Annotated in this window: 9 protein-coding genes and 1 tRNA gene; 3 read left to right on the top strand and 7 right to left on the bottom strand. The window is 67.0% G+C overall.

Going from position 1 to position 21,277, the window contains the following annotated elements; all coding sequences use genetic code 11:
* The first annotated feature begins 65 nt into the window (after positions 1-65).
* Together ACOQPE_RS12840 and ACOQPE_RS12835 are read left to right on the top strand one after the other, a co-directional pair.
* Positions 66-1,199, top strand: coding sequence for a DUF1295 domain-containing protein (locus ACOQPE_RS12840; protein WP_420609290.1), 1,134 nt, complete (start codon positions 66-68; stop codon positions 1,197-1,199).
* A gap of 39 nt (positions 1,200-1,238) precedes the next feature.
* On the top strand, positions 1,239-2,372 hold the full coding sequence (locus ACOQPE_RS12835; protein ID WP_420609289.1) for a DUF1295 domain-containing protein: 1,134 nt from the start codon (positions 1,239-1,241) through the stop codon (positions 2,370-2,372).
* Positions 2,373-2,438: 66 nt separating this feature from the next.
* Here ACOQPE_RS12835 and ACOQPE_RS12830 read toward each other — a convergent pair whose 3' ends face one another.
* The 3 genes from ACOQPE_RS12830 to ACOQPE_RS12820 form a co-directional block, all read right to left on the bottom strand.
* Positions 2,439-2,834, bottom strand: a complete 396-nt coding sequence (locus ACOQPE_RS12830) for a type II toxin-antitoxin system VapC family toxin (protein WP_420609288.1) — start codon at positions 2,832-2,834, stop codon at positions 2,439-2,441.
* Positions 2,831-3,046, bottom strand: coding sequence for an AbrB/MazE/SpoVT family DNA-binding domain-containing protein (locus tag ACOQPE_RS12825; protein WP_420609287.1), 216 nt, complete (start codon positions 3,044-3,046; stop codon positions 2,831-2,833). Before ACOQPE_RS12825 ends, ACOQPE_RS12830 begins: the two co-directional genes overlap by 4 nt.
* A 218-nt stretch (positions 3,047-3,264) precedes the next feature.
* Complete coding sequence (locus ACOQPE_RS12820; RefSeq protein WP_420609286.1) at positions 3,265-8,643, bottom strand: proprotein convertase P-domain-containing protein; 5,379 nt, start codon at positions 8,641-8,643, stop codon at positions 3,265-3,267.
* Positions 8,644-8,736: 93 nt separating this feature from the next.
* Here ACOQPE_RS12820 and ACOQPE_RS12815 point away from each other — a divergent pair, with 93 nt between their 5' ends.
* Complete coding sequence (locus ACOQPE_RS12815; protein WP_420609285.1) at positions 8,737-8,982, top strand: hypothetical protein; 246 nt, start codon at positions 8,737-8,739, stop codon at positions 8,980-8,982.
* Positions 8,983-9,025: 43 nt separating this feature from the next.
* Here ACOQPE_RS12815 and ACOQPE_RS12810 read toward each other — a convergent pair whose 3' ends face one another.
* The 4 genes from ACOQPE_RS12810 to ACOQPE_RS12795 form a co-directional block, all read right to left on the bottom strand.
* Positions 9,026-13,696: a Calx-beta domain-containing protein gene (locus ACOQPE_RS12810; protein ID WP_420609284.1), complete on the bottom strand. Its 4,671-nt coding sequence runs from the start codon at positions 13,694-13,696 to the stop codon at positions 9,026-9,028.
* Between the two features lie 288 nt (positions 13,697-13,984).
* Positions 13,985-14,058: transfer RNA gene (locus ACOQPE_RS12805), tRNA-Val, on the bottom strand.
* Positions 14,059-14,079: 21 nt separating this feature from the next.
* A complete protein-coding gene (locus tag ACOQPE_RS12800; RefSeq protein ID WP_420609283.1) occupies positions 14,080-14,847 on the bottom strand; it encodes an inositol monophosphatase family protein in 768 nt (255 codons plus the stop codon).
* A gap of 411 nt (positions 14,848-15,258) precedes the next feature.
* A complete protein-coding gene (locus ACOQPE_RS12795; protein WP_420609282.1) occupies positions 15,259-21,168 on the bottom strand; it encodes a Calx-beta domain-containing protein in 5,910 nt (1,969 codons plus the stop codon).
* Positions 21,169-21,277: the final 109 nt, after the last annotated feature.

Below are 21,277 nucleotides of genomic sequence, written 5' to 3'. Positions count from 1 at the left end.
GACCACTCGCCGCTGACGGCAATACTGGCAGTCTGCGCTGAGAGGCGCGAGAGGGGGCGTGCAGCATGATCGACTGGCTCGGCATCGGCCATCTATTCGAATTGACCGCCGGCGAGGCGGTGCTGGGGTTCCTCACGCCGCTGTTCGTCTGCGCCTTCGCATTCGTGGCGCACATGATCCTGCCCGCCCGTCGCGTGACGGGCTACGCCACCAACCGCGACACCGGCGAGCCCCGCAGCTACCGACTCAACGGCATCTTGGTGTTCGTGCTTGCCCACATCGTGTGGGCGTTCGAGCTATTCGGGCTGCCACGAGACTGGTTCTACCGGTCGACCATGTACGCAATCGCAGGCGGGGTGATCACCGCCGCCATCGCGACCGCCTTCGTGGTGTTCAGCCAGCCCGAGGGCGAACAGAAGAACCCGTTGAAGGCGTTCTATCTCGGACGTGCGCAGGAGTTGCAGTTCTTCAACAACCGCTTCGACCTCAAGATGTACTTCTACATCGTCGGCGGCACGATGCTCTCGCTCAACGCCTGGTCCGCGCTGGCCTGGCACGCCGACTTCGTCGACGACGTCAACCCCGGCCTCGTCCTCTACGTCATCATCAACTCTTTCTACGTCTTCGACTACTTCGTATGGGAGCGAGTGCAGCTCTACACCTACGACCTCATCCACGAGAACGTCGGGTTCAAGCTCGTCTGGGGCGGGCCCTTCGTGTGGGGCTGGATGTTCGTGCTGCCGCTGTGGGGCTTGGCGAAACACCCCGATCCAGGCTTCTCGGGCGGCCCGATGTACCTCTGGCTGATCGGCAGCGCAGTGCTGTTCGTGGCGGGCTGGGTGATCTCCCGCGGCTCCAACATGCAGAAGTACACGTTCAAGCGCTGGCCCGAACGCTCCTTCCTCGGCATCAAGCCGGAGGTCATCGTGGCCGGCGACCGCAAGATCCTCTGCAGCGGGTTCTGGGGGAAGGCCAGGCACTTCGGCTACTTCGGCGAGGCCCTGTACGGGCTGTCCAACGCCTTGGCGTTCGGGCACTTCACCAACCTGTGGGCCTGGAGCTACTTGATCATGATCGTGACCTTCTTCGTGCCCCGCCAGTTCGAGGACGACAAGGTCTGCGCCGAGAAGTACGGCCCCGAGAAATGGGCCGAATACCAGGCACGGGTTCCGTACCGGATCCTTCCCGGCATCTTCTAGCGCCGGCTGGCTGCGGGGCTACCGGAGAGGAGGCCACCCATGTTCGAGCGGCTCGGCATCGGTCACCTGACAGAGCTGACCGCGGGCGAGGCGGTGCTGGGATTTCTCACGCCGCTGTTCGTGATGGCCGCGTTCTTCGTGCTGCAGATGGTCATTCCCGGCAAGCGCGTGCCCGGTTACGTCATCGACTCCGAGACTGGCCAGCCCCGCAGCTACCGCCTCAACGGGCTGCTGGTGTTCGTAGTGACCCAGGCGATCTGGTGGTTCGAGCTCACGGGCATGCCGCGGGACTGGTTCTACCGATCGTCGCTGTACGCCGTAGCCGGCGGAACGATGCTGGCGGTCATCATGACCCTGATCGCCGTATTCAGCCAACCCGAGGGTGACGCGAAGAACAAGTTCCTGGCGTGCTGGTTCGGCCGCGCTCAGGAGATGCAGTTCTTCAACGACCGCATCGATCTCAAGATGTACTTCTACGTGGTCGGCGGCACCATGCTGTCGCTCAACGCCTTCTCCGGCGCGGTCTGGCACTACGAGAACGTCGACAACCCGAATCCGGGCGCGTACCTCTTCGCGGCGTTCTTCACCCTCTACGTCGTCGACTACTTCATCTTCGAACGAACGATGCTCTACACGTTCGACATCATCTACGAGCGCCTCGGCTTCAAGATGTTCTGGGGCGGCCTGTTCGTCTACGGCTGGATGTTCATCATCCCGATGTGGGGCATGGCAGCCCATCCCGATCCTGGCCACGCAGGGGGCTGGCGGGCGCTCTGGCTGATCGGCGCACCGGCGCTGTACGTGTTGGGCTGGTGCATCAGCCGTGGCGCCAACATGCAGAAGTACACGTTCAAGCGCTGGCCCGAGCGCAGCTTTCTGGGCATCAAGCCGCAGATCATCGAAGCCGGGGAGCGCAAGATTCTGTGCAGCGGCTTCTGGGGCGCATCTCGCCATCCCAACTACATGGGCGAAGTGTTCTACGGGCTGGGCCTCGCCGTGGCGTGGGGACACTTCGGCAACCTGTGGGCCTGGCTCTACCTGATCTACGTCTTCGCGCTGTTCAGCTACCGGCAGATGGACGACGACAAACGCTGCGCGCAGAAGTACGGCCCCGAGAAATGGGCCGAATACCGCGAGCGTGTTCCGTACCGCATTATTCCCGGCATCTACTGAGCCGGGGGCGCTCGGCGGCAGTGATCTCGACCGCCGGCTGGTTCAAGTCGCCAACGGCGCATCCCGCTAGTCGGCGGACAGTTCGGGGAAGTAGGTCGAATAGAAGCCGCGGTCGCGCGTCAGGAACTTGTCGGCTGCGCTCACGGCATGGGCGCCGATCAGGAAATCGGTGATGATCCGTTCACGCGGTCCGCCAGCCTGACGGTACCGCTGCCAGCGCAGCCCTGCCTCATAGGCGATGTCAGTGGTGATTGGAGACAGCACAGTGTTGATCTGCTCCAACGTCTCATCCAGCAGTGCACGGCCGCCGAACGCTGGCACGAGTTCGGCATACACGATGTCGCAGATGACGACGGCACCGGCGTCGTACGCCGCCTTCAGGCGTTCCCGCGATTCTGGTCCATGCCGTTTATCGGCACGAAAAACGTCCAGCAGGACGCTGGTGTCGACGGCAGTGATCACCGTCCCCTGATCTCCTCGATGTAATCATCGGTGCTGAGATCGCCGCTGATGATGGCAAACACTCTTTCGACCGGATGCAGTGCGACCGTCCGCTTCTGAATGAGGAGCCCTCCTTGAGTGGGAGTGAGCTCCACCTCGACGTTGTGACTCAGCCCAAAGCGGTCCCGCAAACCCTTGGGGATCGTGATTTGACCTCGCTCAGAAACTCGCATGCCATAACTTTCGGAATTGCCTACTGATCTTTTCATACTCTAGTATTCAGACGACCTAAGCATCCACCACCGATTATCGAGGAACTGGCGTTGGTGGGCGCTGCAGGATTCGAATCTGCGACGCCCTCCTTGTAAGGACGATCCCGAGAAATGGGCCGAATACCGCGAGCGGGTCCCGTACCGCATCGTTCCCGGCATCTACTGACTCAGCTCGCCTGTCAGTCGTTGTCGGTGATGGTGCCGATGCCTTCGCCGTCGGCGACTGCTGCTTGGGCTGCGGAGTACAGGACGACTCTGAACGTCTCGTCGTCTTCTGGGCTGCTGTCGTCGACCGCTGCCACGGTGATGGTCTTGGTTGTCTCGCCGGGACTGAAGGTCAGCATCCCGTAGGCCTGCGCGAAGTCCGCGAAGGTCGCCGACAGCGCGGCCCCGAACGCGGGCCGCGCGTAATAGTGCACCCACACATAACGCCCGCTGGCGGGGCTGAGCGTCACCGTGAACGTCAGCGTGCCGCCCTCGCCCGCCGACGCATCGCTGATCGACAACGACGGCGTCGCGTTCAGCGGCGGGTCGTCGTCATCGGCCACCGCGACCGTCGCCGACCCGCTGGCGGTCGACACGGTGTAGCCGCTGCCCGAGCCCACCGTCGCCGTGACCGTGCCGTCGGCCTCGTCGGTGCTGTCGTTGACGGTGGCGACGGTCAGGGTGACGGTGCCCGACGTCGGGATGGTCACTTGACGCGTGCCGGCGGCTACGCCGTGATCGCCGGTCTGAGCGATGGTCACCTCCACCGCCAAAGCCGCCGACGGCGCAGGGTCAGCAGTGACCGTGAACGTCGCGTCGCCGCCCTCAGTCACCCCGCCGCCGGCCGTGACGCTCACCACAGGGTCCACCGCAGGCGGCGGAGGCGGGTCGTCGTCATCGGCCACCGCCACCGACGCTGTGCCCGCCGACTGGGACACGGTATAGCCGGTACCGCCGTTGATCGTGACGGTGACCGACCCGTCGGCCTCGTCGGCGCTGTCGTTCGTCGTCGCCGCGGTGAAGGTGGCGCTGCCCGAGGTGGGGATCGTGACCGACTGCGAACCGGTCGTGACGCCGAAGTCGCCCGACTGGGACACGGTCACTGTCACTGTCAGCGGCGAAGACAGCACCGGAACAGCAGTGACCGTGAACGTCGCGTCGCTGCCCTCAGTCACCCCGCCGACGGCGGTGACGCTCACCACAGGGTCCACCGCAGGCGGCGGAGGCGGCGGGTCGTCGTCATCGGCCACCCCGACCGACGCTGTGCCCGCGGCGGACGACACGGTGTAGCCGGTGCCGCCGTTGATCGTGACGGTGGCCGACCCGTCGGCCTCGTCGGTGCTGTCGTTTGTTGTCGCCACCGTGAGGGTGGCGCTGCCCGACGTGGGGACCGTGACCGACTGCGAACCGGTCATGACACCGAAGTCGCCCGACTGCGCCACTGCGACATTCACCGTCAGCGGTGCCGTGGGTGCGGGGTCGGCGATGATCGTGAACGTCGCGTCGCCGCCCTCGGTGACCCCACCGCCTGCTGTGATGCTCACCTCAGGAACGGCCGCAGGCGGCGGGTCGCTGTCGCATTGCGCCATGGCCTGCAGCGTGCGCACGGTGCGGTCCCAGCGGGCATTGTCGATCCGCGCCTTGACCGCCTGCGCGTCAGCCACGGTCATCGCCGTCTCGCCAGTGTCCACCCCCAACGCGGCCAGCACCCGGTCCCAGCGCTGCCGATGCGCAGCATGAGAGAGCTCGCCGCGCCAGCCAGTCACCTCAGACACCGTCACCGCGTCAGACGGCAAAGACGGCACGCACACCGTCGGCGGCGGCACATCGTCATCGGCGACCGCGACCGACGCCGCCCCGGCTGTGGCCGAGACCGTGTAGCCGCTGCCAGCACTGACCGTCGCCGTGACCGACCCGTCAGCCTCGTCGACCGAGTCGCCGACTGTGGCGACGGTGAGGGTGGCGCTGCCCGACGAGGGAACCGTGACGGTGTGCGATCCCGGCGAGACGCCGAAGTCGCCCGCCGCTGTGACCGCCACGGTCACGTCCAGCGCCGCCGACGGCACCGGGTCCGCAGTCACCGTGAACGTCGCATCACTGCCCTCAGTCACCCCGCCGCCTGCCGCGATGCTCACCACAGGATCCGGGGGCACCACGGTCTGGGTCCCGATGCCAGCGACCGTCAGCGTGAACGACCCTCCCGTCGACGAGTGATAGGTCGTCGCCTCGATCGTGTAACCGCCCGCCGCGAGCTGTCGGCTGATCCGCGAGTTGTACCCGCTGCCGCCGTCGTCGTCGGACGCCAACGCAGCACCCGACCTCTGGCCCACACCGCGGCGCAGATACAGATACGTGTCCGCCGACGACTTCAGATTGACCGTCACTCGGCTCGGGCTGTCCAACGAGAACGAAAGGAACCGCGCAAGGCGGCCTGCACGCGCCGACGAACCGCAGCCCGCAGCCCACACCCCGCTCACGCTCCCGTCACCCGACAACGCCCCCACACACCGATCGGCCACCCGCACCTCATCATCGTCATCAGCCACCGCAACCGACGCCGAACCCGCCGACTGCGACACCGAATAGCCCGAACCGCTGACGACCGTCGCCGTCACCGACCCGTCAGCCTCATCAGCCGAGTCGCCGGTCGTTGACACGGCGAGCGTGGCAGACCCGGTCGTGGGAACCGTCACCGTGTACGAACCCGGCAACACACCAAAATCACCCGACTGCGAAACCGTCACTCCCACAGTCAGCGGCGAAAACGGCACCGGAACAACAGACACCGCGAACGTGGCGTCCCCGCCCTCGGTGACCCGGGCCCCCGCCGCGATGCTGACCTTGGGCACATCGTCATCGGTCACCGCAACCGCAGCCGTGCCCGCAGCCGCGGACACCGTGTAGCCGGAGCCAGCGGCGACCGTCACGGTGACCGACCCGTCGACCTCGTCTGCGGAGTCATCAGTCGTGGCCACGGCGAACGTGGCGCTGCCCGACACCGGAACCGTAACCGTGTGCGACCCCGCCGGCACACCAAAATCGCCTATCTGGGCCACCCCCACCGTCACATCCAAAGCGGCCGACGGCGCCGGAACCGCAGACACCGTGAAAGTCGCATCACCGCCCTCGCCGACATCAGCACCCGCCGCGATGCTCACCACAGGCGGCGGGGTGTGGCAGCTCATGGCCGCGTTGATCGGCGCCCAGCCGGACCATGTCTTGCCGTCGCTGAACGCCCTCACCGCCTCAGGAGTGGTCGAGGCCAGAACACCGCCGCCCGGCCGCGCGGGCATCGGATCCGCGCCCAGATACGCCAGGATCTGCCAGAACCAAACCTCGTTGCCGCCATCGTTGTCGGTGTGCCACACGAACGCAGCACGCGCCCGACTGATAGCCGTTGCAGTGTCACACGGCGCAACATCGTCATCAGCCACCGCCACCGACGCCGAACCCGCCGACTGCGACACCGAATACCCCGAACCGCTGACGACCGTCGCCGTCACCGACCCGTCAGCCTCATCAGCCGAGTCGCCGGTCGTCGACACCGTGAGCGTGGCGGTACCGGTCGTGGGGACCGTCACCTGACGCGAACCCGGCGAAACACCGAAATCGCCCGCCGCCGTGACCGACAGGGTCACGTCCAACGCCTCCGACGGCGCGGGATCAGCGGTGATGGTGAACGTCACGTCGTCGCCTTCAGTGATGTCGGCGCCGGCGGCTATCGATACCTGCGGCCACGGCCCGAAGGTGGGCGAGGGGGTGAGGTTCGGGGTCGGGTCCGAGGACTTGTGGCCGAAGAATCGCAGCGACCACGACTCCAGCGTGTTGGCGCCGCCGTTGGGCCGCCGGTCGGCCAGTCGCAGCGTCCAGGTGCCGGCGGGGTCCTCGCCCAGATGGGCCGCTGTGCCGAACCGGAAGCTGCCCGAGATGCCGCACTCCGACGCCTGCTTGCAGTCATACTTGGCCAAGGCCGGGTTGGTGATGTCGCCGACCGGGACACTCAGCGTCGACACGGTGCCCGACGGGGACTCCAGCTCCACCTCGAGATCGCGGAACCACGGCGCGTCCAGCACGAGATGGGCTTCGACGTACTCCACGAAATCGATCTCAGGATCAACAGCGAGATCGGCAGCGACCGTGCTGCCGTCGTCAGGGACGGCCGGCGCCGGTGACAGCATCGGCGCCGATATGTGCTCGCTGCGGTACTCGGGCAGGTACCGCCAGTTCTGCGCAAGCTGCACCGCGGCGCCCGCGTCGACGACACCGAACCCGTAGCTGTGGTGATAGCGGTAGTTCTGCTGGGCCGCACCGTACACCGCAGCGCCCTGCTGCCAGCCCGCGTCGCCGGGGTCGTTGTGCTGCGCGGATGCGGCCAATATCAGCTTCACGTCGCGCCATGACAGGCTGGCGTCGATGCTGCGCACCAGCGCAGCCACGCCCGACACCAAAGCCGTCGCCGGACTCGACGGAGTGCCCGTGCTCAGGTAGTAGCGGTCACCCAAGATCGCATACACCATGCCGCCGACCGGCGCGCACACCCACAGATTCGGACCCTCGATGCTCGTGTTGGACCGAGCGTCCCGCCGGCCGTTCCGGTCGGTGGCGCACGCCGCGACCACCGCGGGATGGCTGCGCTCCTCGGCCAGCGTCGCCCAGAACACCAGCCCCGGCACAGGAAACGTCTTGCCGCCCGACACCACATTCAGCGTGCCCCGACCGTCGAAGCCGAACTCGGCCATCGTGTCGTAGACCTCATATTCAGGAAGATGCCCCAGACCGCCGCTCTCATCCTTGTACGGGCGGGTGTAGTTAGCAGGGCCGTAGCTGCGGTTGACCACAGCGGCTTCCAGCAGCGAGTCCCACACCGGCGCCCACCTGCGCCCCGACTCGATGGCGTCAGGCACCGAAACGCCGTCCAAGCCGGCGACCTGAAGCGTGAACGAGCCTGTGCTGCGCTCGGCTAGGTACGTCGTCGCCTCGATCGTGTACACCCCCGCAGGCAACGTGCGACTGACCCGTGAGTTGCGCTTGAAGCCGTAGTCGTGAGCGATCCACCCGCCAGACAGCGCGTAGCCGTTGCGCACATACAGATTGGAGCCGCTGCTTGATTGCAGTTCTATCGTCACCTGCGACTCGGAGTCCAACGTGAACGTGTAGTACTGCGCAGGCGCCGGTGCTCCCCTGTACGACTCGCAACCCGGCACCCACGCACCAGCCACCGAGCCGTCCGCGTCGACCACCTCGACACACGTGCTCCAAGTGTTCGCGTCGTCTACAGCGAGATAGCTGTGAATCTCGACGGAGTTGATGCTCCTCCAGGTCAGCGCAGCCCGCGGCGCGACACCCCGAAAGCCGACAGCGTTGTCACGCGCTGCGATGATGCTCGCCATGGAGGTGCCGTGACTCGTGTCGGAGCCCACCACCGCGGCCTCGGTCAGCCCCGGCGAGTCGGCCGGATCCATGTTGTCGCGCAGATCCTCATGGCGATAATCGACCGGATAATCCACCACCAGCGCCGTCACGCCCTCGCCCAGCGTCGCCCCCCACGCCGGCTCGACATTGACGTCGAACACCCCAGCCCTGCTGTCGCTCAGATACCACTGACAGCCCGACAAACGATCTCGCCACTTGGCAGGCCTGCCCGTGCATCGGGAGACGGCGTCGGCATGGTGGCGGTCGAGCTGCCCCTCGTCCTGCTGGGTCAGCTCATACGGGTGGGACACCGGCCCAACGTCGGGGGGGGGTCGCCCAAAAAGCACAACCGCAGCCGCGCAGCACGCCAACAACACCACCCCGCCGACCCATCTTGCGCGACCCATCACCGCCATTCCACCACACCCGGCTCCGGCACCCAAGCAGCCGCCGATGGCACCAAGGCATGCGGTTACGTGCTCATGACACGCCACGAGTAGCCGCCTCCCAAACGAGGCCTTCCGGTGATGGCAGTACGGGATCTCAGTCGTTGTCGGTGATGGTGCCGACGCCTTCGCCGTCGGCGACTGCTGCTTGGACCGCGGAGTACAGGACGACTGTGAACGTCTCGTCGTCTTCGGTTCGGCTGTCGTCGACCGCTGCCACGGTGACGGTCTTGGTTGTCTCGCCGGGTCTGAAGGTCAGCATCCCGTAGGCCTGGGCGAAGTCTGTGAAGGTCGCCGAGAACGCAGCCCCGTGCCCGGGCCGCGCGTAGTAGTGCACCCACACGTAGCGGTCGCTGGCGGGGCTGAGCGTCACCGTGAACGTCAGCGTGCCGCCCTCGCCCGCCGACGCGTCGCTGATCGACAACGACGGAACCGCGTTCACCACCGGAGGCGGGGGCGGAGGCGGGTCGTCGTCATCGGCCACCCCGACCGACGCTGTGCCCGCCAACTGGGACACCGTGTAGCCGCTGCCGGCGCCGATCGTGACAGTCACCGACCCGTCCAGCTCGTCAGCGCTGTCGCCGGTCGTGGCCACTGTGAGCGTCACGCTGCCGGTGGTGGGGACCGTGACCGTCCGAGAACCCGACGACACACCGAAATCACCCGACTGCGAGACCGTCACCTCCACCGTCAAAGCCGCCGACGGCGCCGGAACAGCAGTGACCGTGAACACCGCGTCGCCGCCCTCGGTCACCCCGCCGCCTGCGGTGATGCTCACCTCAGGAACGGCCACAGGCGGAGGCGGATCGTCGTCATCTGCGACCGCGACCGTCGCTGTGCCAGCGGCCGCGGAGATCGTGTAGCCGCTGCCGGCGCCGACCGTGGCCGTCACCGATCCGTCGGGCTCATCCGCGGTGTCGTTCGCCGTCGCCACCGTGAGCGTGACACTGCCGCCGGTGGGGACCGTCACCGACTGCGACCCTGTCGTGACGCCGAAATCGCCGGCCTGAGCGACGGTCACTTCTACTGTCAAAGCTGCTGTCGGCGCGGGATCAGCGGTGACCGTGAAAGCGGCATCGCCGCCCTCGGTGATCCCGCCGCCGGCAGCGATGCTCACCTCAGGGTCCACCGCAGGCGCAGGCGGCGGGTCGGTGCCGCACTGGGCCATGGCCTCCAGCGTGCGCACCGTGCGGTCCCAGCGGGAATTGTCGATCCGCGCCTTGACCGCCTGCGCGTCAGCCACGGTCATCGCCGTCTCGCCGGTGTCCACCCCCAACGCGGCCAGCACCCGGTCCCAGCGCTGCTGATGGGCAGCATGGGAGAGCTCGCCACGCCAACCAGTCACCACAGCCACCGTCACCGCATCCCACGGCAAAGACGGCACACACACCGACGGCGGCGGCACATCGTCATCAGCCACCGCGACCGACGCCGCCCCGGCCGTTGCGGAAACCGTGTAACCCGTCCCGGCGCCCACCGTCGCCGTCACCGACCCGTCAGGCTCATCAACCGAATCGTTCGCCGTCGCCACCGTCAGCGTGGCCGTGCCCGACGCCGGAATCGTGACGATGCGTGATCCCGGCGACACACCGAAATCGCCTGTCTCGGTGACCGCCACAGACACATCCAGAGCCGCCGACGGCGCCGGAACCGCAGACACCGTGAACACCGCAACGTCGCCCTCGTCCACATCGGCGCCCGCAGCGATGCTCACCACAGGCGGCGGAGTGTGACACTGCATCGCAGCATTGATCTGCACCCAACCAGGCCACGACTTGCCGCCGCTGAACGTCCTCACCGCCTCGGGGGTGGTCGACGCAGGAACAGTGCCGCCCGGCGGCGCAGGCATCGGGTCCGCGCCGAGATAGGCGAGGATCTGCCAGAACAAAGCCTCGTTGCCGCCATTGTTGTCGACATGCCACGCGAACGCGGCGCGAGCCCGGCTGATGGCATCCGCAGTATCACACGGCGCAACATCGTCATCAGCCACCGCCACCGTCGCGGTGCCCGCGGTGGCGGAGACCGTGTAGCCCGTGCCTGTGTCGATCGTCACGGTGACAGTGCCGTCGTCCTCGTCCACGTTGTCATCGGTCGTGGCAACGCTCAGGGTGTAGCTGCCGTCTGCGGGGATGGTCACGGTTGTTGTCTCGACGGTGACGCCGTAGTCGCCGCCGGCCGTGACGGAGATGTTCACCGGCAAGTCGGCCGACGGATTCGGGTTGGCTGCAATGATGAAGGCAGCGGACTGGCCTTCGCTGATGTCGGTCGCCGCGGCCACGTTCACCACGGGACTGGAGTCGGTCTCGACTTGGCCGCTTGAGGGGTCGCGCTGATTGCCGGGTTGCAGCGGGCAGTACGGCTGCCCGTCAGGGGTCTCGATGCCCGGCTTCTCGGCGCAGTACTTCAGCACCGGATACTGGGTAGAGGTGCCGAAGTCCCACGGGTCATCGCCCGGCCCGAGAAAGCTCCCGTGATAACTGCCCACGTTCACGTCCACGTTCCAGTCTGCGTAGATGCCGGTGTAACCGGTGGGTGCCTGCAGCTGGGCAGTGGTGTAGCCCATGCCACAGTCCGGGCTGGTAGCCATGCCGGTGGCTTCTACGTCCCAGTAGTTGGCGCCTTCGCTGCGCTCTCTCTTGCTCAGCTTGCAGCCTCCAGTCAACCCGCCGGACGTGATCTCGGCGTTGGGGCTGCTGACGCGACCGGTGGCATAGTTCGCTCGCATCCATGACTTGGTCCACCAGTGCGCGTACCCGCCGACTAATCCACCAATGCGCCGACCCGGACTGGAGTGAGCTCCGGTGTAGCTGACTGAGCCGGTGGCGTATGCCGCCCGCAGGTGGCCGTCCGCACGATAACCGGCTAGGCCGCCACCTTCGTCGACTTCAACTGTCACGTCTCCGGTGGCGTAGACGGCGGCGACACCGGACCAGCTGAGAACTCCCAGCAAGCCGCCGGCGATGCTTTTGCCGGTGACGTCGCCGGTGGCGTAGCTTTCAATCATGAAACCGAAGCGCCAGATGGAGCCGGCCAGCCCGCCGACCTTGCGCTCTCCCGACACGTCGATGTCGGAATAGACGCCGCTGACCCTGCCCCGCTCGATATCGCCGGCCAGCGCTCCTACCCGCGCGCCTCCAACTACCTTGCTGTCCGCGTTGGGTGCGGTCAGCCCGAAGTTGCGAACGTGCGCACCGTGGCCGATGATGCCGAACAGTCCGACGTAATCGAGCACGGGGTCGTTGATGTACAGATTGGCGATGGTGCGCCCGTTGCCTTCGAACTCTGCTGTGAACATCCGAGCGCGCGGGTTGGGAAAGTAGCCGCAACACTCAACGATTCCACCGGCAACCGCATGGTGCCAAAATCGATACCGCTCTCTTGCCGAGTTGATCTTCGCTCCGCCAATGAGTGGGTGCCAGCCGAGGCCGTTGTTCCAGTAGTCGTCGCCTGTGTCGGCTCGGCCGTTGGCGTTGGTGTCGAAGTCCAGGTCGGCGCTCAGTTCATAGCCTGCGCAGCCGCCGGTCGGGCAGCCCATGTTGGTGATGGCGTTGGGGAACGCTGCGGCGTGCTTGGTGGTGCCGTCGGGGTCGTGGCCGGTTACTCCGTCCTTGTCGGGCGGGTACACGTCAGCGGCGCCGTCGCCGTTGAGGTCCCAGCGGATCGCGTTGAGCTGGGCCAGGTTGCAGATTTCGATCAGGCCGTCGTCGTCGATGTCGTAATCGCCGCCGGTGTCGGTGGTGCATGGGTCGATGCGCAGCGGGCCGACCGTGACAGCCACGTCGGCTGCGGTCATACCGGCGTAGTCGCCGGTGCTGGTGACGGTGTGGGCGATGCTCGTCTGACGGCCGCTCGCAGTGTCGGTGCTGTCGTCGACCGCGGTGACCGTCACCGTCTGCGGGATACCCCAGTCAGCAGAGGTGAACTTCAGCGTCGCCGGGGTGACCGTCGCCACAGACGTGTCGCCGCTGGCCAGACCGACAGTCACATCGCCGCCGGCGGGCTCGCTTGTCAGGCGCACTGTGTAGGCGCCTCGGTGCTCGAGAACCCCGCCGGTATCGGGATCGTCGGCCTCGTCGAGCGCCAGCGTGCCTGCCGACACGCTCACGCCCCGAATGTCGTCATCGGCGACCACGACGGCTACGTCGTCCGCCGTCACGTCACCGACGCCGACGCCGCTGACGTCGTGGCGGATGCTCGCGTGACGGTCCCCGACGTTGGCTATGTCGTCGTCGACAGCAGTCACCGTCACCGTCTTGGGGGTCTGCCAGTCCGCAGCCGTGAACGTCAACGCCCCCGACACCGCAACGACCGACGCGTCGGCGCTCACCGGCGTGACGGTGACATCGCCGGAGGGCTCCTCGGTCAGCCTCACCGAATAAGCCGCCTGATGCTCCCACGCGCCGGCACTGTCGGGATCGTCGGCCTCAGCCAAGGACAGGGAGCCCCGCGACACCGTCACGTCCCAGTCCGCACCGACCTCGTCGATCTTGACCTGGAAACTGGCCAACAGCCGCCCGCCGGTGTGCAGCCGATGCACACGGACACGGCTCGTGTACCAGCCCGGCGTCACATCGCCCACCTCGACCCGAAGCCCGAACGTCGCCGACGAGTTCGCGGCAACCGTCACCTCGCACGGACACTCCCCCAGCCTGCTCTTCCCCGGCAGCGACGGACTGAACACGCTCTCATCAAGCGCACCCGCAGCACCGCTCTCGCTGATAGAGAACGTCGAAACAGCCGAACTGTTGTTGACCAGCCGGACCACCACATCGCACTCCGCGTCAGACCGCAGCCTGCCCTCCGCAGGAACCGGACAAGGATCCTTGCCCGCTCCGGCATCAGGCAGAACCGACGCCTGAACCGACGCCAAACCAGCCGACGCCCCAACAGGAGACAGCGACAGCGCAACGAGAACAACAGCAACCGAAGCAACAACCAGACCCGTGAACCGCCGCGGCATCAGCATCCGAACCCCCAGCGCACGCACTCGTCCTGAGACACACGAGATGATTCCACACATCATCGCGCTCTGAATTCACGGCCCGGCACCTATCGGTGGGCGCTGCAGGACTCGAACCTGCGACCCCCTCCTTGTAAGGGAGGTGCTCTCGCCATCTGAGCTAAGCGCCCCGGGCGGCCGGGTCTGGCAGGCTACCGGCCGCCGCCTGACCCAGACCCCGGCCGCCGAGCGTGTCCGAGCAGCGCCGCCAGTTCGGGCGTACTGGCAGCGACGGGCCCCCGACGCTCGCTGTGGCTGAGGTGGAAGAGCTCCCTGCCGCCGGCCTCGCCGGTCCATGCGCCTGCCTCACTGCAGATCAGGATGCCTGCGGCGTAGTCCCAGACGCCGTGATTCGAGTTGAGGTCCAGATACGCATCGAGCCGGCCGCAGGCGACAGCACACAGGTCGAGCGCAGCCGAGCCCAGCACCCGCACCTGCCAGACCGGCAACTCAGCGCCGGGACGGCCCGAGACGCCGATCACGGCCCGCTCGCCGCTCGTCCGCCCGCTGGGCCTGATCGGGCGTCCGTCGAGATGTGCTCCCCCGCCGGCCACGGCCGTGAATTCCTCACCCGAGACGAGATGCCGCACCAGCCCGGCAACCGGCGCCAGCCCGTCCACAGCGCACAAGCTGATGCAATAGTGCGGGATACGGCGCGACGCGTTGGTCGAGCCGTCAACAGGGTCGACAATGACAGTCTCGCCGGATGACCCGGCGCGCAGGCCCGATTCCTCGCTCAGCACGCCGACGCCGGCCGCGTCGAGCACGCCCAGCGCAGCGGCGTCGGCGACTTGGTCGAGCGCGTACTGATCGGGCCGGTCGCCGCCGACGCTCCAACGATCGAAGGCGGCCAGCGCCGCCTGAACGGCGTCGGCTGTCCTGCGCAGCAACGCGAGCCGGTCGCGGCCTGCTGAGTTCACGCGTCGAATGCTGCCAGCCTTTCTCAGACTCGGGGAGCCGTACGGGTTCAGTTCGGTGGCGGCCCTGCCGAACCTGATTTTGCTTCGTGCGTAGCGCTTCTCGAGGATGCACAGCGCAACCATGTCGAACTGCTGCTGGTGCTGCGCCGACTCTGCGCGTCAGGCACCGTCGCGCCGACCCAGATGGCTCAGGCCTTCCAGCGTCCCGAGACGGACGCAGCCCGAGCTCGGCACACCAAGAGCATCGGCCATCCTGCGCGAACTCGTCGATCGCGAAATGCTCGAACGGACCACTGACGCCCCACGCGGCCCCAGCGTCGCCTACGGCCCCGGACCTCGCTTCGAGGTCTAGCAGGCTGCTGATTTATTCGGCCGGACTTCCGCCCGGCATCTACTGACCCTGCTCGCCTGTCAGTCGTTGTCGGTGATGGTGCCGACGCCTTCGCCGTCGGCGATCGCTGCTTGGGCTGCGGAGTACAGCACGACTCTGAACGTCTCGTCGTCTTCTGGGCTGCTGTCGTCGACCGCTGCCACCGTGATGGTCTTGGTTGTCTCGCCGGGTCTGAAGGTCAGCATCCCGTAGGCCTGCGCGAAGTCCGCGAAGGTCGCCGACAACTCAGCCCCGAACGCAGGTCGCGCGTAATAGTGCACCCACACATAACGGCCGCTGGCCGGACTGAGCGTCACCGTGAACGTCAGCGTGCCGCCCTCGCTAGCCGACGCGTCGCTGATCGACAACGACGGCGTCGCGTTCGGCGGCGGGTCGTCGTCATCTGCCACCGCCACCGCGGCTGTGCCCGCCGACGGGGACACGGTGTAGCCGCTGCCCGAACCCACCGTCGCCGTGACCGTGCCCTCGGCCTCGTCGGTGCTATCGCCGGTCGTGGCGACGGTCAAGGTGACAGTGCCCGAAGTCGGGATGGTCACCTGACGCGACCCGGCCGCTACGCCGTAATCGCCGACCTGAGCGATGGTCACCTCCACCGTCAAAGCCGCCGACGGCGCAGGGTCAGCAGTGACCGTGAACGTCGCGTCGCCGCCCTCAGTCACCCCGCCGCCGGCCGTGACGCTCACCACAGGGTCCACCGCAGGCGGCGGAGGCGGGTCGTCGTCATCGGCCACCGCCACCGTCGCAGTGCCCGCCGACGGGGACACCGTGTAGCCGCTGCCGGCGTCGACCGTGACCGTCACCGACCCGGCCGGCTCGTCGGTGCTGTCGCCGACCGTGGCGACAGTCAGCGTCACACTGCCCGACGACGGCACCGTGACCGACCGCGACCCCGTTGCGACACCGAAATCGCCCGACTGCGAAACCGTCACCTCCACCGTCAACGCCGCCGACGGCGCCGGAACAGCAGACACCGTGAACGTCGCGTCACCGCCCTCAGTCACCCCGCCGACGGCGGTGATGCTGACCTCAGGATCAGCCACAGGCGCAGGCGGATCGTCGTCATCCGCGACCGCGACCGTGGCTGTGCCCGCGGCCGCGGACACGGAGTAGCCGCTGCCGCCGTTGACCGTGACAGCGACCGACCCGTCGGCCTCATCCGCGGAGTCGTTCACAGTGGCCACTGTCAGCGTGACGGTGCCCGATGTCGGGACGGCCACTTGGCGCGTGCCGGTCGCTGCGCCGAAGTCGCCTGTCTGGGCCACCGTGACGCTTACTGCCAGCGGTGCCGACGGCGCCGCAACAGCAGACACCGTGAACACCGCATCGCCGCCCTCGGCGATCCCGCCGCCGGCCGCGACGCTCACCACAGGAACGGCGGCAGGCGGCGGGTCGGTGTCGCATTGGGCCATGGCCACCAGCGTGCGGACGGTGCGGTCCCAGCGGTCATTGTCGATCCGCTCCTTGACTGCCTGCGCATCGGCCACGGTCATCGCCTCCTCGCCGGTGTCCACCCCCAAAGCAGCCAGCACCCGATCCCAGCGCTGCCGATGCGCAGCATGGGAATACTCGTCACGCCAACCAGTCACCACGGACACCGTCACCGCATCAGACGGCAAAGACGGCACACACACCGACGGCGGCGGAACAGCGCCGTCGTCATCAGCCACCACCACCGACGCCGACCCCGCCGTCGCCGAGACCGTGTAACCCGTCCCGACGCCGACCGTCGCGGTGACCGACCCGTCGGGCTCGTCGACCGAGTCGCCGACTGTGGCGACCGTCAGCGTGGCGCTGCCAGACGCCGGGACCGTGACCGTATGCGAGCGCGGCGACACACCGAAATCGCCCGACTGGGCGACCGCCACAGTCACATCCAGCGCCGCTGTGGGCGCCGGGACCGCAGTGACAGTGAACGTCGCATCGTCGCCCTCGTCGATGTCGGCGCTGGCGGCGATGCTGACCTCGGGATCCTGCTGCAACTCCAGGTCCGGCTGGACCACCGTCTGCGCCGGGATGCCGTCCACGGTCAGCGTGAACGACCCCCGTGTCGACGCGCGATACGTCGTCGCCTCGATCGTGTAATCGCCCGCCGCCAGCGTTCTGCTGATCCGCGAGTCGTACCCGTCGCCGCCGTCATCGTCGGACTCCAGCACAGCGCCCTGCTTCTGACCGACACCGGCGCGCAGATACAGATACGTGTCGACTGAGGACTCCAGATCGACCGTCACCTGGCTCGAAGCGTCCACAGAGAACGAATAGAACAACGCGTATCGACCGCCGCGATCCGAAGAAGCGCACCCCGCAGCCCACTCCCCTGTGACGCTCCCATCACCCGACAACGCCACCACACACGGATCGCCTGTCGACACCGGATCATCGTCTTCAGCCACTGCGACCGTCAGCGTGAATGGCGCCGCTACCCGCGCGCGGTCCGTCGTCGCCTCGATGGTGTAATCGCCCGCCGCAAGCTGGTGACGGATCCGCGTGTTGTCCCTGTCGCCGCGATTGTCGTCGCTTGCCAGCGCCTCACCCGACCTCTGGCCCGACCCGGCGCGCAAATACAGATATGTGGTATGCCCATGCGGCGATTCCAGATCGATCGTCACCTGGCTCGGGCTGTCCAGCGAGAACGTATAGAACCGCGCAAACCGGCCAGCACGCTCCGCCGAACTGCAGCTAGCGGCCCACATCCCGCTGACGCTGCCATCACCTTGGGACGGAACGATGAACCAGCCCGTAAAGTCACGAGCCCACCTCCCGCTGACGCTGCCGTCACCCCACAACGCCACCACGCACGCATCATCGTGATCGTCGTCTTGGACTGCCACAGACGCCGAACGCGCCGACGACGACACCGAATACCCCGAACCGCTGCGGACCGTCGCCGTCACCGAGCCGTTCACCTCATCAACCGAATCGCCCGACGTCGGCACCGACAACGTGCCCGTCCCCGATGTGCCGACCGTCACCTGACGCGAACCCGTCGAGACACCGAATTCGCCGGACTGGGCCACTGAGACGTTCACAGTCAACGGCGAGGCCGGCACCGGAACAGCAGCCAACGCGAACACCGCAACACCGCCCTCGTCGATGTCGGCATCCACGGCTGCGATGCTGATCTCGGGCACATCGTCGTCCTCGACTGTGACGCTGGCCGCGCCGGCTGTAGCTGAGACCGTGTAGCCCGTGCCTGTGTCGACCGTCACGGTGACAGTGCCATTGTCCTCGTCCACGTTGTCATTGGTCGTGGCGACATTCAGGGTGTAGCTGCCGTGGGCGGGGATGGTCACGGTCTTTGTCTGGGCGGTGACGCCGTAGTCGCCGCTGGCCGTGACGGAGACGTTCACCGGCAGGTCAGCGGACGGATTCGGGTTGCCGGCGATGACGAACGCAATGGTCTCACCCTCGCGCGTGTTGGTGGCCGCAGCCACGTTCACCACGGGATTGGAGGCAGTCCCGACCTGGCCGCTCGAAGGGCCGCGCTGATTGTCAGGTTGCAGCGGGCAGTAGGGCTGCCCGTCAGGGGTCTCGATGCCCGGCTTGTCGGCGCAATACTTCAGCACCGGATACTGAGTAGACGTGCCGAAGTCCCACGGGTCATCACCCGGACCGGGAAAGCTCCCGTAGTAGCTGCCCACGTTCACATCCACGTTCCAGTCTGTGTAGATGCCGGTGTAACCGGTGGGCGCCTGCAACTGGGCAGTGGTGAAGCCCAAACCACAACCCGGGCCGGCGGCCATGCCAGTGGTTTCTGCGTCCCAGTAGTTGTTGCCTTCGCTGCGCTTTCGCTCGGCCCCCCTGCAGTCCCCGGCAAACCCGCCGGCTGCGATCACGCCGCTTGGACTGCTGACGTGGCCGGTGGCATAGTTCGCTCGCATCCACGGCGTGAACGATGCGTGGACGGACACGCCGATCAATCCACCGCCGACCAATCCCCCGATGCGCTGTTGCGGGTAGTAGTCAGTTCCGATGACTGAGCCCGTGGCGTATGCCGCCCGCAGATGTCCATCGCCGCTAGAACCGACCAAGCCACCACCTTGACCGACTTCAACCGTCACGTCACCGGTGGCGTAAACGGCAGCAACACCAGACCTGCTCGATGATCCCAGCAAGCCGCCAACGGTCTCTATGCCGGTGACGTCGCCGGTGGCATAACTCTCAATCATGGAGCCGTAACCCCAGATAGTGCCGGCCAGCCCGCCGACCATGTACCTTCCCGACACGTCGAGATCGGAATAGACGCCGCTGACCCTGCCCCGCTCGATATCGCCGGTCAGCGCCCCCACATACCAGCGTCCGAACACTCCGCTGTCCGCGTTGGGTGCGGTCAGCCCGAAGTTGCGAACGATCCCGCCGGGGCCGATAATGCCGAACAGCCCGGCGTAGAACAGATGGCGGTCATTGATGTACAGGTTGGCGATGGTGCGCCCGTTGCCCTCGAACTCTGCTGTGAACATCTTTGCGCGCGGGTGAGGACGGTCGCCGCAGCACACTCTGGTTCCATCGCCAGGCACAGAGTCCCTCAGTCGACTCAGCGCTCCGTTCGTGTTGACCCTCGCTCCGCCTATGAGTGGGTGCCAGCCGAGGCCGTTGTTCCAGTAGTCGTCGCCTGTGTCGGCTCGGCCGTTGGCGTTGGTGTCGAAGTCCAGGTCGGCGCTCAGTTCATAGCCTGCGCAGCCGCCGGTCGGGCAGCCCATGTTGGTGATGGCGTTGGGGAACGCTGCGGCGTGCTTGGCGGCGCCGTCGGGGTCGTGGCCGGTTACTCCGTCCTTGTCGGGCGGGTACACGTCAGCGGCGCCGTCGCCGTTGAGGTCCCAGCGGACCGCGTTCAGCTGCGCCAGGTTGCAGATCTCGATCAGGCCGTCGTCGTCGATGTCGTAATCGCCGCCGGTGTCGGTGGTGCATGGGTCGATGCGCAGCGGGCCGACCGTGACCGCCACGCTGTCGGCTGACATGCCGGCGTAGTCGCCGGCGCTGGTGACGGTGTGGGCGATGCTCGTCTGACGGCCGCCCGCAGTGTTCGTGTTGTCGTCGACAGCGGTGACGGTCACCGTCCGTTCGGTGCTCCAGTCCGCGGAGGTGAACGTCAGCGTCGCCGGGGTGACCGTCGCGACCGACGTGTCGCCGCTGGCCAGGTCGATGGTGACATCGCCGCCGGCGGGCTCGCTTGTCAGGCGCACTGTGTAGGCGCCTCGGTGCTCGAGAACCCCGCCGGTATCGGGATCGTCGGCCTCGTCGAGCGCCAGCGTGCCTGCCGACACGCTCACGCCCCGAATGTCGTCATCGGCGACCACGACGGCTACGTCGTCCGCCGTCACGTCACCGACGCCGACGCCGCTGACGTCGTGGCGGATGCTCGCGTGACGGTCCCCGACGTTGGCTATGTCGTCGTCGACAGCAGTCACCGTCACCGTCTTGGGGGTCTGCCAGTCCGCAGCCGTGAACGTCAACGCCCCCGACACCGCAACGACCGACGCGTCGGCGCTCACCGGCGTGACGGTGACATCGCCGGAGGGCTCCTCGGTCAGCCTCACCGAATAAGCCGCCTGATGCTCCCACGCGTCGGCAGTGTCGGGGTCATCGGCCTCGGCCAGCGACAAGGAGTCTCGCGACACCGTCACGTCCCAGTCCGCACCGACCTCCTCGATCTTGAGCAAAAAACTGTGCAGCAGCCGCCCGCCGGTGTGCAGCCGATGCACACGGACACGGCTCGTGTACCAGCCCGGCGTCACATCGCCCACCTCGACCCGAAGCCCGAACGTCGCCGACGAGTTCGCGGCAACCGTCACCTCGCACGGACACTCCCCCAGCCTGCTCTTCCCCGGCAGCGACGGACTGAACACGCTCTCATCAAGCGCACCCGCAGCACCGCTCTCGCTGATAGAGAACGTCGAAACAGCCGAACTGTTGTTGACCAGCCGGACCACCACATCGCACTCCGCGTCAGACCGCAGCCTGCCCTCCGCAGGAACCGGACAAGGATCCTTGCCAACCCCGGCATCAGGCAGAACCGACGCCTGAACCGACGCCAAACCAGCC

The sequence above is a fragment of the Candidatus Poriferisodalis sp. genome, assembly GCF_965219595.1.
GTDB lineage: Bacteria > Actinomycetota > Acidimicrobiia > Acidimicrobiales > Poriferisodalaceae > Poriferisodalis.
The sequence above is the reverse complement of the archived record's forward strand: the minus strand, read 5'-3'. Positions and strand labels throughout refer to the sequence as shown.

What these genes read in the sequence shown, in the direction of transcription:
- ACOQPE_RS12840 (WP_420609290.1), top strand. Translation starts at nt 66, where the DNA reads ATGATCGACTGGCTCGGCATCGGCCATCTATTCGAATTGACCGCCGGC.
- ACOQPE_RS12835 (WP_420609289.1), top strand. Translation starts at nt 1,239, where the DNA reads ATGTTCGAGCGGCTCGGCATCGGTCACCTGACAGAGCTGACCGCGGGC.
- ACOQPE_RS12825 (WP_420609287.1), bottom strand. Translation starts at nt 3,046, where the DNA reads ATGCGAGTTTCTGAGCGAGGTCAAATCACGATCCCCAAGGGTTTGCGG.
- ACOQPE_RS12815 (WP_420609285.1), top strand. Translation starts at nt 8,737, where the DNA reads ATGGTGGCGGTCGAGCTGCCCCTCGTCCTGCTGGGTCAGCTCATACGG.